Consider the following 16,709-nt stretch of genomic DNA (forward strand, 5'->3'; position numbering starts at 1 on the left):
CACGACACTCAGCTCGGCATGGCGAGTTGGCGCCGTTCCGCGTCGGCCTCGGCCGGGGTGACCTCCTTGGGATGGCCGTCGCGTTCCTTCTTCAGATACGCGGCGAAGGCACGCGTCTTCGTGCTGGTGGCACGGGCGTTGCCGGACAGGTCGGTGGCCCAGGTGACGGCGGCGGAACCGACCCACACGTCTCCCTTGCCGCCGGCCATCTGCTGGTCAGCGGCGTGCAGGGCGTTCGCCACGGAGTCGACGTCGCGTTCCACGACCGTGCAGAGGTTGTCGAGGGCCTGCCATATGGGGCTGGGGACCTTGTCGCTCATGGGATTCCGTCCGCTCTCGGTCACTTCTTCTTCATCGGAAGGGGCTTCAATGTGCCCAGCGTGGGCGGAAGATCGCTGCCCTGGCATCCCAGCGCCGCGGCGACCTTCACCGCGGGGGAGTACAGCAGACGGACGGCGGCTTCGCGTTTTTCGGTGCGGCCGACGGCGTCGAGGCCGGTGGTGCTGGCGTGGGCGTCGATGTACCACTTCCGGGATTTCGCTGCCAGCGCGCCTGGAAGAGGGCAGGTGAAACCCAGATAGGTGCCGTTGTCGAACGACAGCGCGCCGTAGGCGAGATCGAAGACGGTGACGTCCGCCGCGCTCTCCAGGTCGTGATCGCCTGGCTTCTGCTGTGACCACTGGAACTGGATGTCCAGCCCCGACGGCACCAGTCCGCCGACCTTGCTGAGGGAGCAGAGGAAATGCTCCTGCTGCGCTGTGTCACCGCTCAGATCGTCGGAGAGTGCTGTCGCGACCTGCTTGACCGTCTGCTGGTCGGCACGGAGGGCGATTTCCAGTCGACTCTCCCCTCTGATCAACCGCAGCGCAGCAACACCCTTTGCGTCGAGGGAGTGGTCGCAGATGTTCTGGATGCTGACCGCTGTTTCATGGGGACCGGGTTGCGGGGATTTCTTGGCGCCGCACCCGGTCACCAGCGATGCGCCGAGCGCGACGAGTGCCGCGGCAAGAGCGATGCCACTCCGGCGCGGCGCACACGTTTCTTTCACTGCCGGCTCCCGTCTCATCAGTCCGTCACCGGCAGGTTGCCACCCTGTTCCTGGGCGAGGCTTCCCTTGCTGTAACCGATCGACTGCGCCTGGGTCAGCGATTCCGCCAGACGCTTCTTCTGCTCGATGTTCCAGCCATTGAGGGCGTCACCATTGAGCAACTGATGACCGGGTGTCCAGGACGCCTGGTTGCCGGCGTTGTAGACGGCGCTGGCCTTGCCCTGCCGCACATCGGCGAGGTTGCGGTGCTGGGTGTCCGAGTAGTCGCCGATGTTCTTGCTGATCTGGTCGTCGATCTGGTCGTGGACGTCGTCGGTGACGAGCGGGACGATCGTGGCGCCGATGCCGGACTCGGGTTCGGGCGCGAAGGCGAAGACACCGCCGGTGATGAGGCCCGCGATCATCTGCTGCCGTTCGGAGCGCTTGTCGACGCTCTCGTTGAAGTCGGCGTCCGCCTTGTCGCCCTTGGCCTTGTACTCGTCGGCCCATCCGCGGTCCATGATGCCCTGGAGTTGGGCGCCGATCCGGATCGCGTTCTCGCTGTCGGTACTGTTCACCTCACCGTTCTTGTCGATGGTGGGCGGGTGGGCGTTCAGCATCGAGGTGGTGTATGCCTGCTGCGCATTGGTCACCGAGGTGTAGGCGCTGTCGTCGTGGGCGATGGTCCCCAGGAAGCGATCGAGGTTTCCGGGGTCGAACCGGGCCCGGTCGCCGGGGGCGCGGCCGCTCTTCGTTCCGCTGTAGACCGAATACTTGTCGTCCCCGTCCACCCCCCAGTCCACATCGTCGATGTACGCCGCGGTCATACGGCCCAGGCTCGGGCCGATGCCGGACTGGCGGGCGAGGAGGTCGGCGCCGCTGTCACGCGTCTTGACCTTGTCCGTGCCGGCCGCGGACTGGCCGTAGCGGTCGACGACCTCGGTCATGACCTTGGCGGTGTCCTTGGTGCGGTGGAGTTGGGGTGGATCGGCGTCGTAGGCGGAACCCATGGTCGCCGACTCCAGTGCGTGGCCGAGGGACTTGTAACCGGCGATGGTCTTCGCCGAGTGATTGGTCGTGGAGTCACCGGGCCAGTCGCGGGTCTCGGTGAGGTAGTCGAAGTTCTTGCTGTTCCCGAAGAAGGTGGTGGAGGCCGCGGGGTTGTGGCCGAGCGCTTCCATGAACCCGGTCATGGGGTCGGTGCCGCCGTCGTTGGCGGCGCCGTAGTGCATCCGGTCGTAGATCATGTCGGGCTGGTCCCACGGAAGGACGTCCTTCTCGAGGACCTGCCGTTGCAGGCCGCCCACGACGTCGCTGGTGTTCGCCTTCTCGAAGGCGATCAGGGACGTTCCGTAGCTGTCGAGGAACGTCGTGTCGTAGGTGCCGTTGCGCATCAGGTCGCTCATCACCTGGAAGCCGTAGACGTGCTGGTCCGGACCGTCGCCGACGTCCGTGCCACCGAGGGAGATCATGGTCTTCTTCCACTGCCGCATGGCCGGGTCGTCGTTGCGGGTCGCGGTGGCCAGGGTGATGCCCAACGACTTCTCCAGGTCGCCCAGGAGCTTTTCCCGCTCCTTCTGGTCGGCGGACAGGCCGGCGGTGCTGCGCGGGCTGGTCTCGAACTGCCGCGGGTCGGTGACAGCCGCGTAGAACTTCAGCGTGCCGGCCGGGCCGAGGCCGGTCGCGAGCTGTTCGGCGAAGTCGGGATTGTTCTCGTGCAGTGCCAGGAGCGCGTTGAGTTGCTCCATCTGCGCGTTGCTGAGTTTGCTCGGATCGTCCGTGGCGAGCTTGGCCAGCTTGACGGCCTGCGCGGAGTCCCGGCGCACCTCGGCGGGAGAGGAGATGTCCACCATGCCGTCGTCGATCTCGACCATGTGCTTCGAATCGAGATACGGCTGCTCCGTCTGCTGGGCGAGGAAGAGCCGCTGGCGCAGCATGGGGAGTTGGTCCTGCGCCCATGACAGGTGCCCGGTCACCGCGGTGAGGGTGGACGTGTCCAGCCCGAGGTAGGTGGCTCGGCTCACCCAGTCGCGGACGACGGGTTGGGCACTTGCGGGGCCGTCGTGACTGGTGTGGCCGTTGATCGTGTTGATGAAGGTGTGCAGTTGCTTCGGGTCGATTCCGCTGAACGTGCTGCCGTCTTCTGCGCGCCGTGACATGGCGGTCCCCCCCGGGTTGCCATTTCTGGTGTACGCAGAAGGTTAGAACATGGATACGCAGGGTGTCCAAGATGCCTGATGGGGCGGGAATAGGGTGACGGCCCCGCCCGGGCTGGGCGGGGCCGCCGGGGAGCGGGGGGTCAGAAGTCCTCGTCCAGGCTGACGGTGCCCTCGACCGCCAACTGGTAGGCGGAGGGCCGGCGTTCGAAGAAGTTGGTGAGTTCCTGGACGCCCTGGAGCTCCATGAAGGAGAAGGGGTTCTCGGAGCCGTAGACCGGGGGGAAGCCGAGGCGGGTGAGCCGCTGGTCGGCGACGCACTGGAGGTACTCGCGCATGGAGGAGGTGTTCATGCCGGGCAGCCCCTCGCCGCACAGGTCGTGCGCGAAGCGCAGTTCCGCCTCGACCGCCTCCCGCATCATCTCGGTGACCTCGTCGCGCAGTTGGGGGTCGAAGAGCTCGGGCTCCTCCTTGCGTACGGTGTCGACGACGTCGAACGCGAAGGACATGTGCATCGTCTCGTCGCGGAACACCCAGTTGGTGCCGGTGGCCAGGCCGTGCAGCAGGCCGCGGGAGCGGAACCAGTAGACGTAGGCGAAGGCACCGTAGAAGAAGAGGCCCTCGATGCACGCGGCGAAGCAGATCAGGTTGAGCAGGAAACGGCGGCGGTCGTCGCGGTCGTCGAGGCGGTCGACGGTGTCCACCGAGTCCATCCAGCGGAAGCAGAACTGGGCCTTCTCGCGGATGGAGGGGATGTTCTCCACTGCGGCGAACGCGGCGGTCCGGTCCTCGGGGTCGGGCAGGTAGGTGTCCAGCAGGGTCAGGTAGAACTGGACGTGGACGGCCTCCTCGAACAGCTGGCGGGACAGGTACAGCCGCGCCTCGGGGGAGTTGATGTGCTTGTAGAGGGTGAGCACGAGGTTGTTGGAGACGATGGAGTCCCCGGTGGCGAAGAACGCCACGAGCCGCCCGATCAGGTGCTGTTCGGCGGGGGAGAGCTTGGCGAGGTCGGCGACGTCGGAGTGGAGGTCGACCTCCTCCACGGTCCAGGTGTTCTTGATGGCGTCGCGATAGCGCTCGTAGAAGTCGGGGTAGCGCATCGGGCGCAGGGTGAGTTCGAAGCCCGGGTCGAGCAGGTTCTTCACGGTGGGGTCGGTCATCACTGGCATGCCTCGCAGGACTCGGGGTTCTCAAGGGAGCAGGCGAGCGCGTCGGCGTCGGCGATCAACGGGACGGCGGCGGGGGCGGGTTCGGCGGGCCCGGGGACGGCCGGGCCCATTCCCGCTTCCGCCCCCGCCGCGGCGGAGGCCGCGCGGGCGATCCGGGTGGCCGGCCGCGAGCGCAGGTAGTACGTGGTCTTCAGCCCCTGCTTCCAGGCGTACGCGTACATCGAGCTGAGCTTCCCGATGGTCGGCGTCTCCAGGAACAGGTTCAGCGACTGGCTCTGGTCGAGGTACGGCGTGCGGTCGGCGGCCAGGTCGATCAGCGCGCGCTGCGGCAGTTCCCAGGCGGTGCGGTACAACTCCCGTACCCGGGCCGGGATCCACTCCAGGCCCTGGACGGAGCCGCCGGACTCCCGCAGCGCCTCCCGGGTCCGGGCGTCCCACATCCCCAGCCGCTTCAGGTCGGCCACCAGGTACGGGTTGACCTGGAGGAACTCGCCCGACAGCGTCTCGCGCTTGAAGAGGTTGGACACCTGCGGCTCGATGCACTCGTAGACCCCGGCGATGGACGCGATGGTCGCGGTGGGGGCGATCGCGAGCAGCAGCGAGTTGCGCAGGCCGACGGCGGCGACGCGGGTGCGCAGGGCGGCCCAGCGGTCCGGCCAGACGGGGGTGGTGGCGAAGTGGTCGGGGTGCAGCACGCCGTCGGAGGTGCGGGTCTGGTCCCAGGCGGGCAGCGGGCCGTTGCGCTCGGCGAGGTCGCAGGACGCCTCGTACGCGGCGAGCATGATCCGCTCGGCGATCTTCGTGGACAGCGCGCGGGCCGCCGCGGAGTCGAAGGGCAGCCGGAGTCGGAAGAAGACGTCCTGGAGGCCCATGACGCCCAGACCCACCGGCCGCCAACGAGAGTTGGACCGGCCCGCCTGCTCGGTCGGGTAGTAGTTGATGTCGACCACCCGGTCCAGGAAGGTGACCGCGGTGTGCACGGTCCGGTCCAGCCGCTCCCAGTCGATGGCGTCGTCCGTGTCGAGGTCCGTGCCGCCGTCCGCGCCGTCCGTGTCGAGGTCCGCACCCGTGCCGACGACGAACGCCGCCAGGTTCAGCGACCCCAGATTGCACACGGCCGTCTCGGCGTCCTCGGAGACCTCGAGGATCTCGGTGCACAGGTTGGAGGAGTGCACGGTGCGGCCGGGGCGGGCGGTCTGGTTGGCCGTGCGGTTGGCGGCGTCCTTGAAGGTCATCCAGCCGTTTCCGGTCTGCGCGAGGGTGCGCATCATCCGCCCGTACAGCTCGCGGGCCGGGAGGGTGCGGCGGGCCAGGCCGGCCGCCTCGGCGCGGCGGTAGGCGGCGTCGAAGTCGGCGCCCCACAGGTCGACGAGCTCGGGGACGTCGGCGGGGGAGAAGAGCGACCAGGACGCGTCGGCATCGACCCGCCGCATGAACTCGTCGGGGACCCAGTGCGCGAGGTTGAGGTTGTGGGTGCGGCGGGCGTCCTCGCCGGTGTTGTCGCGCAGTTCGAGGAACTCCTCGACGTCTGCGTGCCAGGTCTCCAGGTAGACCGCGGCGGCGCCCTTGCGCCGGCCGCCCTGGTTCACCGCGGCCACCGAGGCGTCGAGGGTCTTCAGGAACGGCACGATGCCGTTGGAGTGGCCGTTGGTGCCGCGGATCAGCGAACCGCGGGCGCGCACCCGGGAGAAGGGGATGCCGATGCCGCCGGCGTGCTTGGAGAGGCGGGCCACCTGGTGGTAGCGGTCGTAGATGGAGTCGAGCTCGTCGCGCGGTGAGTCCAGCAGGTAGCAGGCGGACATCTGGGCGTGGCGGGTACCGGAGTTGAACAGGGTGGGGGAGCTGGGCAGGTAGTCCAGGGCGCTCATCAGCCGGTACAGCGCGGCGACTTCGTCGACCGCGCGGGTGGCGGCCCCGTCCGGGCCCGCGGTCCCGGACGGGGTGTCGTCGTCGGCGAGGCCCGCGGCGACTCGCAGCATGAAGTGCTGCGGGGTCTCGATCACCTTGCGGGTGAGGGGATGGCGCAGCAGGTAGCGGCTGTGCAGGGTGCGCAGGCCGAAGTAGCCGAAGCGGTCGTCCGCGCGGTCGGCGAGCGCCTGGTCGACCAGGGCGTCCAGTCGTGCCGCGTGGGTGGCGACGAAGTGGGCGGTGCGGTCGGCGACGAGGCCCTCGCGCCGGCCGATTTCGATGGAGGTGGTGAAGGACACCGCGCCCTGCCCGGCCGCCTCTTCGGTGATCGCCGCGCTCAGCAGGCGGGCGGCGAGCCGCGAGTACACCGGGTCGTCGGAGATCAGGCCGGCAGCGGCTTCGGCGGCGAGGCCGCGCAGTTCGGCCCGGTCGGCGCCCGCGCTGCGCCCGCGCAGGGCGGCGGCGGTGACCCGGCCCGGGTCGGCGCCGGGGAGGTCGGCGGTCAACTCGACCAGCATCCGCGCGAGTTCGGCACCGGCGCCGTCCGCGGGCTCCGGCACCCGGGGGCCGCCGGGTGGGGCGGTGGCGGGGGCCGCGGTGATGGGGCCGGCCGAGCCGCCGGTGGTGGCGGCGGCGGGCGCGGTGGCGGTGGGCGCGGTGGTCACGATGATGCTCTCCCTCGGACGCGGCGGCGGCCGGGTGGAGGGCGGCGGGAGGCAGGGCGGGGCCGTTTTCCGGCACGCCGCCGTGCGCCCGAAGACCCAGTCCACGAGGCCCGGACGGTAGGCCCGCGCAAGGCGTGCGCGAGCGATGTCGGCCGGCAGGCGATCGGGCTGTACGGCGTGCTCGGGGCATGGCCGTTCACCGTTGCGGGGCAGCGCCGGATTCGCACCGGCTTCCCCTGCGGCAACGAGATTGAGCATACATGTTGTGGTGGCTTTCCCATGCACCCCTAGATGTTGTGTCGCGCCGTCACGCGGCGGCCTGCCTGGGCGCGTTGCCGCGGCCGGGAACGGCGACGGCCCCGCCGTGGAGGCGGGGCCGCGGGAGGGGCCGGGGAGGGGCGGGAAGGGGGCCTGGGGGAGGCCGGAAGGAGGCGGGGAGAAGTCGGAAGAGAGGTCGGGGAGGCGGCATGGCGGGGAGCGCTGCGGGGGCGGCGTGGAGCGGAGGTCGTCCCCTTCGGGGAAGGCGTCGCGGGCGGCACGGCTCAGAGCCGGGCGCGCTCCTTGTCCGCCTCGCGCAGCTCGCGGGTGATCTTGGCCTCGTGGCGCAGGCCGAGGACGGGGACGAAGGTGAGGGCCAGCAGGAGGCCGAGGATGGCGGCGATGTCGAGGAGTGCGGTCATGGGTCAATCGTGCGCGCACTGCTTACCGGGTGACAGTGGCAGGACTGTCGTACTACCGCAACATGCTGCCACGTGGCACCCTCGTGGGTATGTTGCGCAATGTGGCGGCCGTGGTGCTGGACGGGGTGCACCCCTTCGAACTCGGCGTGGTGTGCGAGGTCTTCGGGCTGGACCGGAGCGACGAGGGGCTGCCGGTCTACGACTTCGCGGTGGTCTCCGCGGAGGGGCGGCAGCTGGAGACGCACGCGGGGTTCGGGCTGGTGGTGCGCGCGGAGCTCGATCGGCTGGAGGAGGCCGACCTGATCGCGGTCCCGGCCGGCGACGCGTACAACGAGCGGGACTTCCCGCAGCCGATGCTGGACGCGCTGAACCGCGCGGTCGAGCGCGGCGCGACCGTGCTGAGCGTGTGCTCGGGGGTGTTCGTGCTCGGTGCGGCCGGGCTGCTGGACGGGCGCCGGTGCGCGGCGCACTGGCGGCACGCCGAACGGCTGGCGCGCCGCCATCCGCGGGCGGACGTCGAGTCCGACGTGCTCTACGTCGACGACTCCGGGGTGGTCACCTCGGCCGGGACCGCGGCGGGCATCGACGCGTGCCTGCACCTGGTCCGCAAGGAGCAGGGCACCGCGGTGGCCAACGGCATCGCCCGGCGCATGGTGGTCCCCCCGCACCGCGAGGGCGGGCAGGCCCAGTTCGTGGCCCGGCCGCTGCCGCGGGCGCAGAGCGACACCGTCACCGGGGTGCTCTCCTGGATGGAGCGCCACCTGGACCGCGAGGTGACCGTGGAGGAGCTGGCGCTGCGCGCGCACATGTCCCCGCGTACCTTCGCGCGGCGCTTCCAGCAGGAGACCGGCACCACGCCGTATCGCTGGCTGCTGGGCCAACGTGTGCTGCTGGCAAGGGAGTTGCTGGAGGGCACGGACGTGACGGTCGACTCCGTGGCGATCCGGGCGGGGTTCGGGAACGCGGCGACGATGCGGCACCACTTCGTGCGGTGGACCGGCACCACCCCGCAGGCGTACCGCCGCACCTTCCGCGCGCCCGTGCCCTAGTACGCCGCCGGCGGCGGGCCCGGCCCGGGAAGAACCGGGCCAGAACCCACCGCCGGCGGCGATGGTGCGGGGGCTACACGGACGGAGCGGGCTCCGGCGCCAGGGGCGGCACCTCGGTCTCGCCGGTCTCCGCGGTGTAGTCCGCGCGGGACGTCTCGTCGGTGCCCTCCGGTGCCTTGACCGCGCGCAGCACCAGGGTGAGCACGACCGCGAGCACCACGTTGAGGACGAACGCGGTGAGCCCGATGTACCCGATCCTGCCGATCCACGGGATGGTGTCGGAGTTCCCGCCGAAGTGCGACTGGGTCGCGCTGGACTGCTCGTACGCCTTCCAGGTGCCGTAGGCCATGCCCGCGGCCCAGCCGACCAGCAGCGCCCAGCGGTGGAACCAGCGGGTGAACAGCCCGCCGACGATCGCGGGAACCGTCTGGAGGATCCAGATTCCGCCCAGCAGCTGGAAGTTGATCGCCACCGTCTTGTCCATGGACAGCACGAAGACGAGCGCGCCGACCTTCACCACGAGCGAGGCGAGCTTGGAGACGCGGGTCTCCTCCTCGGGTGTGGCGTTCGGGCGGATCAGGTCCTTGTAGATGTTGCGGGTGAAGAGGTTCGCGGCGGCGATCGACATGATCGCGGCGGGCACCAGCGCGCCGATCGCGATCGCCGCGAACGCGACGCCGGCGAACCAGCTCGGGAAGACGTTCTCGAAGAGCTGCGGGATGGCCAGTTGGCCGTTGTAGCCCTTGATGTTCTTGCCGACGCCGTCCGCGACCGCCATGAAGCCGAGCATCGCCAGCAGCCCGAGCATCAGCGAGTACAGCGGCAGGATCGCGGTGTTGCGCTGGATGACGGTGCGGCTCTTGCCGGAGAGCACCGCGGTCACCGAGTGCGGGTAGAGGAACAGCGCCATCGCGGAACCCAACGCGAGGGTGGCGTAGGCCCACTGGGCCTGCGGTGCGACGGTCAGCGAGCCCCTCGGCTTGCCGGTGGCGGGGTTCTTCACGGCGTACGCCGCGCTCGCCTTGTGGAAGATGTCGTCGAACCCGCCCAGCTTGTACGGGATGTAGATGATCGCCACCGCGATCACGATGTAGATCAGCGCGTCCTTGACGAAGGCGATCAGCGCCGGCGCCCGCAGCCCCGAGGAGTACGTGTACGCGGCGAGCACGCCGAAGGCGATCAGCAGCGGCAGGTCCTTGACGAACCAGTTGGTGGAGTCGCTGCCGCCGATCCCGACCACGTCCAGCACCGCCTGGATGCCGACGAGTTGGAGCGCGATGTACGGCATCGTGGCCAGGATGCCGGTGAGCGCGACGGCCACCGACAGGCTCTTGGAGCCGAACCGGCCCCGGATGAAGTCCGAGGAGGTCACGTAGCCGTGCTTGCGGGAGACCGACCACAGCCGCGGCAGGAAGAGGAAGACCAGCGGGTAGGCGATGATCGTGTAGGGCACCGCGAAGAAGCCGGCCGCGCCCGCGCCGTAGATCGCCGCCGGTACGGCGACGAAGGTGTACGCGGTGTACAGGTCGCCGCCGAGCAGGAACCAGGTCACCCAGGTACCGAAGCTGCGCCCGCCCAGGCCCCACTCCTCCAGGTGCAGCGCGTTGTCCGCGCGGCGCCAGCGGGCGGCCAGGAAACCGATCACCGTGACGGCGAGGAAGAAGAAGATGAGGACGCCGAGCGCGACCCCGTTGACGTCGTTCTTCACTTGGCCGCACCCCCGTTCCGGCCGCGCGCGTCCCGGCGGACCAGCACGTAGGCGGTGTAGGTGAGTGCCGCGGAGACCGGCACCCAGGCGAGCTGGTACCAGTAGAAGAACGGCATGCCGATGAAGGTCGGTGTCAGCCGTGAGTACGAGTTGACCCACAGCATGCTGACCAGCGGGATGATCAGGCAGATCCCGGCGGCGACCCGAGCGGCGGTGACCACCGGACGCGGTTGGTCCGACGGCTGGCGCGGTGGGGGTACTTGTGTCGGCGCAGTCGGCACAGTTGGTGCTCCCGTCCCCTAGGCGATCAATGCGGTGCGCAGGAATCTAGGGGAGGGAGGCAACACGCGTCACTACCTGTGCGGATATCCACCGTACGAGGGACCGCCGATCAGTCGGTCGGGCGGTTGAGCCGGGCGACGAACTTGTACCGGTCGCCGCGGTAGACCGACCGCACCCACTCCACCGGTTCGCCGGTGGTGTCGACGGAGTGCCGGGAGAGCATCAGCATCGGCAGGCCGACGTCGGTGCTCAGCAGCCCGGCCTCGCGCGGGGTGGCCAGCGAGGTCTCGATGGTCTCCTCGGCCTCGGCCAGCCGCACGTCGTAGACCTCGGCGAGCGCGGTGTACAGCGAGGTGTACTTCGCCAGGCTGCGGCGCAGCGCGGGGAAGCGCTTGGCGGACAGGTGGGTGGTCTCGATGGCCATCGGCTCGCTGTTGGCCAGTCGCAGCCGCTCGATCCGCAGCACCCGGCCGCCGGCCTTCATGTCCAGCAGCCCGGCCAGCCGGTCGTCGGCGGTGATGTACCCGATGTCCAGCAGCTGGGAGGTGGGCTCCAGGCCCTGGGCGCGCATGTCCTCGGTGTAGGAGGTGAGTTGCAGCGCCTGGGAGACCTTCGGCTTCGCCACGAAGGTGCCCTTGCCCTGGATGCGCTCCAGCCGGCCCTCGACCACGAGCTCCTGCAGGGCCTGGCGCACGGTGGTGCGGGAGGTGTCGAACTCGGTGGCCAGGGTGCGCTCGGGCGGCACCGGGGTCCCGGGCGGCATGGTCTGGGTGATGTCCAGCAGGTGGCGCTTGAGCCGGTAGTACTTCGGCACGCGGGCGGTGCGGCCCGCGGTGCCGTTCCCCGTGGGCTCGCCGCTGCTGCCCGTGTCGCTGTCCATGCCGTGCACTCCCGACTGCTGTCGTACTGCCGTCACCGGCTCCTCCGTTGATCGCGGTCACATGGTGGCACGGGCTGCCCTGCCGGAGGGAGGCGGTGGGTGGCTGATGCCTCAGGTGTCGGTCCGATAACAGGTCCGACGGGTGCTCTTATACACCCTTGACACCCCTAAAGGTCTAGGCCAAGCTCCGGGGTACTGGTCTAAACCATTAACGACCAATCCCAGACCCACGAGCAGGACGCGGCTGCAACGTACGTGCGGCAGCCGACATTTCGGGCGGTGGGGGGAGTTTCGGGCATCCTTGAGGAGGGTGGCATGAGGCGCAAGCTCATCGCTGCGATCGGTGTCGCGGCAGTGCTGACCGGGGTCGCGGCCTGCGGGGGCAGTGACAACAAGTCCGACTCGGGCAAGAGCAGTTCCGCCGGACCGGCCGATTTCAAGGGCAAGACGCTCAACGTGTGGCTGATGAGCGGCTCCAACCCGCCCGGCTGGACCAAGGACATCACCGCCGCGTTCGAGAAGCAGTACCCCGGCGCGAAGCTCAAGATCACCGTCCAGCAGTGGGACGGCATCCAGCAGAAGCTCACCACCGCCCTGTCGGAGAGCACCCCGCCGGACGTCATCGAGGTCGGCAACACCCAGACGCCCTACTACGCGGCCACCGGTGGTCTGAAGGACCTCACCAGCGTCAAGGCCGACATCGGCGGCAACGACTGGGCGCCGTCGCTCAACGGCTCCGCGGTCTACAACGGCAAGCAGTTCGCCGCCCCGTGGTACTTCGCCAGCCGGGTCGTCGTCTACAACAAGAAGATCTGGACCGCGGCCGGCATCACCACGCCGCCGAAGACCCAGGACGAACTCTTCAGCGACCTGGACAAGATCAAGGCCAAGGGCACCAAGGACGCCTTCTACCTGCCCGGTCAGGACTGGTACGGCTTCGACGGCTTCCTCCTCGACGCCGGCGCCGACCTGGTCAAGAAGGACGGCGACAAGTACACGGGCAACCTGGACACCCCGCAGGCCGCCTCGGCGATCAGCCTCTACAAGAAGCTGAACGGCTACGGCACCGCGCCCAAGGACAAGGACGAGGCCACCCCGCAGCAGTCCGACGTATTCGCCAAGGGCGACGTCGGCGCGTTCCTCGGCCTCGGCTGGGAGGCGGCCGGCGCCATCACCAAGAACCCGGCGCTGAAGGACCAGGTCGGCTTCTTCGCCTTCCCGGGCAAGACGGCAGCCAAGACCGCCAGCGTCTTCGTCGGCGGCTCCAACCTGGCCATCACCCAGGGCAGCAAGAACCCCGAACTGGCCCAGGACTTCCTGAAGATGGCCATGTCCGACCAGTTCGAGGGCGAGCTGGCCAAGGAGGGCGGCGTCGTCCCGAACAAGGCGAGCCTCGACTCCAACCTCTCTGGCAACGAGTTCGGCACCGTCTCCGCGGCCGCCGCCGCCAACGGCGGTACCACGCCGCTGATCCCGGCCTGGGGAAGCGTGGAGAACGTGCCCAACCCGATCACCACGCTCTTCATGACCGGCGTGCTCCAGGGCCAGTCCCCGAGCGCGGCAGCCAAGAAGGCCGACGCCGAGATCGACAAGCGGCTCAGCCAGCAGTAGTCATCCCGACCGGGCCCGGCCGCCTGCCGCCCTGAGCGACCGGCGGCCGGGCCCGGCGCAGCGTTTCGCAGCGGACGGCACGAGAAGAGGGAAGCATGGCCGCGCAGTACAAAGGGACGCAGGTACGGGCCCCCGACGAGGGGGCGGCCGAACCCGGACCACTCCGCCCCGCCGGTGGGAAGCCCCCGGCCGGCGCCCGGACGGCGCGCACCGCGGGCACCGCGGCGCTCTCCCGTGCCACGCCGTACCTGCTGATCCTGCCCGCGCTGGTCGCGACCGCGCTTCTGCTCGGCTACCCGCTGATCCAGAACGTCATCATCTCGTTCCAGACCCTCGACGCCTTCCAGCTGATCCAGCACACCACCCAGTGGACCGGCTTCGGCAACTACAAGGCCCAGCTCACCAGTGCCGAGTTCTGGCACACCACCGAGCGCTCGGTCTTCTTCACCCTCGCCAACGTCGCGCTGATCATGGTCTCCGGCGCCCTGGTCGGGCTGCTGCTGTACCGGCTGGGCAAGCGGATGCGGCTGCTGCTGTCGATCGGCCTGGTGCTCGCCTGGGCGATGCCCACCGTGGCCGGCACCACCGTCTACCAGTGGCTCTTCGACACCCGCTACGGCGTCGTCAACTGGTTCCTGGACAAGCTCGGCTGGCACTCGATGGCCGGCTACAACTGGTTCGGCGGCCAGTTCTCCACCTTCGCGGTCATCACGCTGATGATCGTCTGGCAGTCCATCCCGTTCGTCGCCCTCAACCTCTACGCGGCGCTCACCACCATCTCCGGTGAGATCTTCGAGGCGGCACGGATGGACGGCGCCGGGGCGTGGCGCACCTTCTCCTCGGTGCTCTTCCCGATGCTCCGGCCGTTCTTCCTGAGCACCGCGTTCCTGGAGGTCATCTGGGTGTTCAAGGCGTTCACCCAGGTCTACGCGCTGAACGCCGGCGGTCCGGAGGGCCTGACCGAGACGCTGCCGGTCTATGCGTTCGTCGAGGGCGTCGGCAACCAGCACTACGGCACCGGCGCGGCGATCTCCGTGCTCACCATCCTCATCCTGCTGGCGCTGATGTCCTACTACTTCCGAATCATCCTGAAGCAGGAGGACGACCTGTGAGGCGCTCCCTGTTCGGACGGCTGTGGCCCAACCTGGTCGCGGGCATCCTCTTCGTCTTCTTCGTCTTCCCCGTCTACTGGATGCTGACGACGGCGTTCAAGCCCGACCTCGACATCATCTCCACCACCCCGGTCTTCGTGCCCTTCCACGGCACCACGTCGCACTTCGACAAGGCCGTGCACGCGGCGGGCTTCTGGACGCTGGTGCGCAACAGCCTCACCGTGACCATCGGCGCGGTGCTGCTGTCGCTGCTGCTGGCGACGGCCGCGGCGTTCGCGGTGGCGCGGATGCGCTTCCGCGGCCGCAAGGCGTTCGTGCTGATCGTGATGGTGGCGCAGATGGCGCCGTGGGAGGTCATGACGATCTCCGTCTACATGATCGTCCGCGACCAGGACATGCTCAACAAGCTGCTCCCGCTGACCCTCTTCTACATGATGATGGTGATGCCGTTCACCATCTGGACGCTGCGCGGGTTCATCGCCGCGGTGCCCAAGGAACTGGAGGAGTCCGCCCTGATGGACGGCTGCACCCGGTTCCAGGCGTTCATGAGGGTGGTGCTGCCGCTGCTGGCACCGGGGTTGATGTCCACCTCGCTGTTCGGCTTCATCACGGCGTGGAACGAGTTCCCGCTGGTGCTGATCCTCAACAAGGAGAGCGGCCAGACCCTGCCGCTGTGGCTGACCCAGTTCCAGACCAACTTCGGTGACGACTGGGGCGCCACGATGGCCGCCTCCAGCCTCTTCACGCTGCCCGTGGTGGTCGTCTTCCTGGTCCTCCAGCGCAGGGCCGTCGCCGGACTGACCGCCGGGGCGGTGAAGGGATGAGCCCCATCACCCGTACGAGCGACGTCGCCGGCGCCGACGGCCCGCCCACCGCGGACGCCCTGGCCGCCGACGCGCTGGCCGTCCTCCAGCCCGGCTTCGCCGGAACCACCGCGCCCCCGTGGGTGCTGAGACTGCTGGGTGAGGGGCTCGGCTCGGTCGGCGTGTTCTCCCGCAACATCGAGTCGCCGGAGCAACTCGCCGCGCTCACCGCGCAGTTGCGCGCGGTGCGGCCGGACGTGCTGGTCGCCGCCGACGAGGAGGGCGGTGACGTCACCCGGCTGGAGTCCCGCGGCGGCTCGTCGTTCCCCGGCAACCTGGCACTCGGCGCCGTCGACGACCCGAAGCTGACCCGCGCGGTCGCCGCCGAACTCGGCCGCAGGCTCGCCGCCTGCGGGGTGAACTTCGACTGGGCTCCGTCCGCCGACGTCAACTCCGACCCGGGCAACCCGGTCATCGGGGTGCGGTCCTTCGGCGCCGACCCCGACCTGGTGGCCCGTCACACCGCCGCCTACGTGGAAGGGCTCCAGTCCGCCGGCGTCGCCGCCAGCGTCAAGCACTTCCCCGGCCACGGCGACACCGCCATCGACTCGCACCACGCGCTGCCGCGGATCGACGTGGACGCCGCCACCCTGCGGGCCCGCGAACTCGTGCCGTTCCGGGCGGCGGTCGCGGCCGGCGCCAAGGTCGTGATGAGCGCGCACATCCTGGTGCCCGCGCTCGACCCGGACCTGCCCGCCACGCTCAGCCCGGCGATCCTGACCGGCCTGCTGCGCGCTCCCGAGGAGGAGGGCGGCCTCGGGTACGACGGGCTGGTGGTCACCGACGGCATCGAGATGCAGGCCATCGCGGCCGCGTACGGGATCGAGCGCGGCACCGTCATGGCGCTGGCCGCCGGCGCCGACGCGATCTGCGTCGGCGGCGGACTGTGCGACGAGCGGACCGCGCTGAACCTGCGCGACGCGATCGTCGCGGCGGTACGGGACGGCTCGCTGCCGGCCGAACGGCTGGCCGACGCGGCCCGCCGGGTTCGGGAACTGGCGGCGTGGGCGGCGCGGCAGCCGGGTGCGGCGGAGGGGAGCGCACCCGGCTCCGACGTCGGCCTGGAGGCGGCTCGCCGGGCGCTGCGGATCACCCGCGGCGAGGGCTTCACCCCGCTGGACGGCCCGCCCTACGTGGCGGCGTTCACCCCGGTGGCGAACATCGCGGTGGGCGACGTGACCCCGTGGGGGGTGGCCGCCGAACTCGACCGGATGCTGCCCGGCACCCTCACCGGCAGCTACCGCTCCGCCGACATCACCGAGCTGCTCGCCGCGGCCGGGGAGCGCCGGGTGGTGGCGGTGGTCCGCGACGCGCACCGGCACGCGTGGATGGCGGAGGCGCTGGCCGCGCTCCTGGCCGTCCGCCCCGACACGATCGTGGTGGAGATGGGGGTGCCCCAGGCCCCGCCGGTCGGCTCCCTGCACATCGCCACCCACGGCGCCGCCCGCGTCTGCGGCGAGGCGGCGGCCGAGGCGATCGTCGGCCGCGAGGCGTAGCGGGCGACGGGCACCGCCGCTCCGGCGGCGGGAACGGAGGACGCCGCGGGCTCCGGAAGGAGCGCGCGGCGTCTCGCGTGTGCGGCCGGTCCGGGCCGCGGGC

The 16,709-nt window shown here is 70.0% G+C and carries 14 protein-coding genes; 5 read left to right on the top strand and 9 right to left on the bottom strand.

The window, feature by feature from the left end; translation table 11 throughout:
* Positions 1 to 8: 8 nt before the first annotated feature.
* The 6 genes from C4U44_RS05275 to C4U44_RS41430 form a co-directional block, all read right to left on the bottom strand.
* Positions 9 to 320: a hypothetical protein gene (locus tag C4U44_RS05275; RefSeq protein WP_103884425.1), complete on the bottom strand. Its 312-nt coding sequence runs from the start codon at positions 318 to 320 to the stop codon at positions 9 to 11.
* Positions 321 to 340: 20 nt separating this feature from the next.
* Positions 341 to 1,048, bottom strand: a complete 708-nt coding sequence (locus C4U44_RS05280; protein WP_146088199.1) for a hypothetical protein — start codon at positions 1,046 to 1,048, stop codon at positions 341 to 343.
* A gap of 17 nt (positions 1,049 to 1,065) precedes the next feature.
* On the bottom strand, positions 1,066 to 3,186 hold the full coding sequence (locus tag C4U44_RS05285) for a hypothetical protein (RefSeq protein WP_103884427.1): 2,121 nt from the start codon (positions 3,184 to 3,186) through the stop codon (positions 1,066 to 1,068).
* A 140-nt stretch (positions 3,187 to 3,326) separates the two neighbouring features.
* Positions 3,327 to 4,352 (bottom strand): ribonucleotide-diphosphate reductase subunit beta, encoded by a 1,026-nt coding sequence (locus C4U44_RS05290; RefSeq protein WP_103884428.1) that lies wholly within the window; start codon positions 4,350 to 4,352, stop codon positions 3,327 to 3,329.
* Positions 4,343 to 6,862 (bottom strand): ribonucleoside-diphosphate reductase subunit alpha, encoded by a 2,520-nt coding sequence (locus C4U44_RS05295; protein WP_235031874.1) that lies wholly within the window; start codon positions 6,860 to 6,862, stop codon positions 4,343 to 4,345. Before C4U44_RS05295 ends, C4U44_RS05290 begins: the two co-directional genes overlap by 10 nt.
* Before the next feature lie 605 nt (positions 6,863 to 7,467).
* A complete protein-coding gene (locus C4U44_RS41430; RefSeq protein ID WP_160144977.1) occupies positions 7,468 to 7,605 on the bottom strand; it encodes a hypothetical protein in 138 nt (45 codons plus the stop codon).
* 89 nt (positions 7,606 to 7,694) lie between these two features.
* Between C4U44_RS41430 and C4U44_RS05300 the strand changes: the two genes are divergently transcribed.
* Positions 7,695 to 8,654, top strand: a complete 960-nt coding sequence (locus tag C4U44_RS05300) for a helix-turn-helix domain-containing protein (protein WP_103884429.1) — start codon at positions 7,695 to 7,697, stop codon at positions 8,652 to 8,654.
* Positions 8,655 to 8,727: 73 nt separating this feature from the next.
* Here the strand turns inward: C4U44_RS05300 and mctP are convergent, their stop codons facing one another.
* The 3 genes from mctP to C4U44_RS05315 all read right to left on the bottom strand — a co-directional run bounded on the left by mctP (position 8,728) and on the right by C4U44_RS05315 (position 11,524).
* On the bottom strand, positions 8,728 to 10,362 hold the full coding sequence (mctP, locus tag C4U44_RS05305; RefSeq protein ID WP_103884430.1) for a monocarboxylate uptake permease MctP: 1,635 nt from the start codon (positions 10,360 to 10,362) through the stop codon (positions 8,728 to 8,730).
* Positions 10,359 to 10,583 carry a DUF3311 domain-containing protein gene (locus tag C4U44_RS05310; protein WP_235031816.1) on the bottom strand — a complete coding sequence of 75 codons (225 nt, stop codon included), beginning with the start codon at positions 10,581 to 10,583 and terminating at the stop codon, positions 10,359 to 10,361. The genes mctP and C4U44_RS05310 overlap by 4 nt, the downstream gene beginning before the upstream one ends.
* 170 nt (positions 10,584 to 10,753) lie before the next feature.
* On the bottom strand, positions 10,754 to 11,524 hold the full coding sequence (locus C4U44_RS05315) for a GntR family transcriptional regulator (protein WP_103884760.1): 771 nt from the start codon (positions 11,522 to 11,524) through the stop codon (positions 10,754 to 10,756).
* 315 nt (positions 11,525 to 11,839) lie between these two features.
* Between C4U44_RS05315 and C4U44_RS05320 the strand changes: the two genes are divergently transcribed.
* From C4U44_RS05320 to C4U44_RS05335, 4 genes are all read left to right on the top strand, one after another.
* Positions 11,840 to 13,135, top strand: coding sequence for an extracellular solute-binding protein (locus C4U44_RS05320; protein ID WP_103884431.1), 1,296 nt, complete (start codon positions 11,840 to 11,842; stop codon positions 13,133 to 13,135).
* Positions 13,136 to 13,230: 95 nt separating this feature from the next.
* On the top strand, positions 13,231 to 14,247 hold the full coding sequence (locus C4U44_RS05325; protein ID WP_103884432.1) for a carbohydrate ABC transporter permease: 1,017 nt from the start codon (positions 13,231 to 13,233) through the stop codon (positions 14,245 to 14,247).
* Positions 14,244 to 15,071 carry a carbohydrate ABC transporter permease gene (locus tag C4U44_RS05330; protein WP_103884433.1) on the top strand — a complete coding sequence of 276 codons (828 nt, stop codon included), beginning with the start codon at positions 14,244 to 14,246 and terminating at the stop codon, positions 15,069 to 15,071. Before C4U44_RS05325 ends, C4U44_RS05330 begins: the two co-directional genes overlap by 4 nt.
* Positions 15,068 to 16,606 carry a glycoside hydrolase family 3 protein gene (locus tag C4U44_RS05335; RefSeq protein ID WP_103884434.1) on the top strand — a complete coding sequence of 513 codons (1,539 nt, stop codon included), beginning with the start codon at positions 15,068 to 15,070 and terminating at the stop codon, positions 16,604 to 16,606. Before C4U44_RS05330 ends, C4U44_RS05335 begins: the two co-directional genes overlap by 4 nt.
* Positions 16,607 to 16,709: the final 103 nt, after the last annotated feature.

The sequence above is a fragment of the Actinacidiphila yanglinensis genome (assembly GCF_900107965.1).
In the GTDB taxonomy this organism is placed as follows: domain Bacteria; phylum Actinomycetota; class Actinomycetes; order Streptomycetales; family Streptomycetaceae; genus Actinacidiphila; species Actinacidiphila yanglinensis.

Excerpts from the sequence above, each read along its gene's own strand:
- C4U44_RS05275 (WP_103884425.1), bottom strand. The coding sequence starts at position 320 with ATGAGCGACAAGGTCCCCAGCCCCATATGGCAGGCCCTCGACAACCTC.
- C4U44_RS05285 (WP_103884427.1), bottom strand. The coding sequence starts at position 3,186 with ATGTCACGGCGCGCAGAAGACGGCAGCACGTTCAGCGGAATCGACCCG.
- C4U44_RS05290 (WP_103884428.1), bottom strand. The coding sequence starts at position 4,352 with ATGCCAGTGATGACCGACCCCACCGTGAAGAACCTGCTCGACCCGGGC.
- C4U44_RS41430 (WP_160144977.1), bottom strand. The coding sequence starts at position 7,605 with ATGACCGCACTCCTCGACATCGCCGCCATCCTCGGCCTCCTGCTGGCC.
- C4U44_RS05300 (WP_103884429.1), top strand. The coding sequence starts at position 7,695 with ATGTTGCGCAATGTGGCGGCCGTGGTGCTGGACGGGGTGCACCCCTTC.
- C4U44_RS05315 (WP_103884760.1), bottom strand. The coding sequence starts at position 11,524 with ATGGACAGCGACACGGGCAGCAGCGGCGAGCCCACGGGGAACGGCACC.
- C4U44_RS05320 (WP_103884431.1), top strand. The coding sequence starts at position 11,840 with ATGAGGCGCAAGCTCATCGCTGCGATCGGTGTCGCGGCAGTGCTGACC.
- C4U44_RS05325 (WP_103884432.1), top strand. The coding sequence starts at position 13,231 with ATGGCCGCGCAGTACAAAGGGACGCAGGTACGGGCCCCCGACGAGGGG.
- C4U44_RS05335 (WP_103884434.1), top strand. The coding sequence starts at position 15,068 with ATGAGCCCCATCACCCGTACGAGCGACGTCGCCGGCGCCGACGGCCCG.